Origin of the sequence: Caballeronia arationis (assembly GCF_001544975.2) — a bacterium.
GTDB classification, from domain to species: Bacteria; Pseudomonadota; Gammaproteobacteria; order Burkholderiales; family Burkholderiaceae; genus Caballeronia; species Caballeronia arationis.
Genome location: NZ_FCOG02000501.1, coordinates 1 through 983, shown reverse-complemented (window position 1 = coordinate 983; position 983 = coordinate 1). Strand labels below are relative to the sequence as shown.

Here is a 983-nt window from a genome sequence, read left to right as displayed (position 1 = left end):
TTACCGAGAACTGGATCGGCGCTCACGAACGCCAAGATGAGACCGTGAGAAAGGCGCAAGAACTCGGCACTCTCGAGCTTCGATGTGTCGATGGATAAAAACCTGAATGTCCTGATCCGGCGAGTGCCAGCGTAGGGATCCATCGCACATTAGGTCCTGCAAAAACCTGAAATGTTCTTAGCGCGCTCGTGACGCGACGCAAGGCGCCGGAGGCCGCGCGACTTAAGGCCTTTTAAAGATCGCCGAAGGCTTTTTAAACGAGAGACTCGCTAAGCTGCATGGCCGGGTGGTCGTGCTACGCACCGCGCAGGCACGCATCTCCGGCACGCGGTCCGATGCAGACGGACATCTCGGGTACGGAGGAGTTTTCGTGTGCGGAATCTATCCCGCGCGGTGGTGCCCCTATACGTACATATGATTCCCGGCCGCCCCTGTTATCCGTAACATGGGTTCATCCAAGCGGTGAGCCAGTCCACGATGCCCGCCCCCAATTCACGCACGGTCGAGGACAAGCGAGTGCAGCCCCGTTCAAGAGTTTCAGTCATCGACGACGACGAATCGGTTCGCGTCGCCACTTCCAGCCTCCTGCGTTCGCTCGGCTGGGAGGTGAGTCTTTATGCGTCTGCTGAATCGTTTCTCGAATCGGGACAGATCGAAGAAATGGCCTGCGTGATCACCGATGTCCAGATGCCGGGCATGACGGGCCTGCAGTTGCAGCAGCGCCTGCGCGAACTGGCTTTGCCGCTGCCGGTGCTCTTCATCACGGCGTTTGCATCCGAAGCCGCGCGCAGGCAGGCGCTGGACGGCGGCGCCCTGTGTTTTCTCAGCAAACCGGTGGATGGTGCGGCAGTATCCGAATGCATGGACCGAGTCAGGCTCGGTTTTTCGAAGGATTAGAATAAATTAGGATCGTCGGGGGAATCTATGGGTGAATTATTGTGCGCGGCTAGCCAAGTGAAGCTCGATTCCGATACTGATAGAGC

Annotated in this window: 1 protein-coding gene; it reads left to right on the top strand. The window is 58.1% G+C overall.

All coding sequences use genetic code 11. The annotated features are described in order from the left end of the window. Window positions 1-477 precede the first annotated feature (477 nt). Window positions 478-897 (top strand): response regulator transcription factor, encoded by a 420-nt coding sequence (locus AWB81_RS43485; protein ID WP_062644778.1) that lies wholly within the window; start codon window positions 478-480, stop codon window positions 895-897. The last annotated feature ends 86 nt before the right edge of the window (window positions 898-983 follow it).

Excerpts from the sequence above, each read along its gene's own strand:
- AWB81_RS43485 (WP_062644778.1), top strand. The coding sequence starts at position 478 with ATGCCCGCCCCCAATTCACGCACGGTCGAGGACAAGCGAGTGCAGCCC.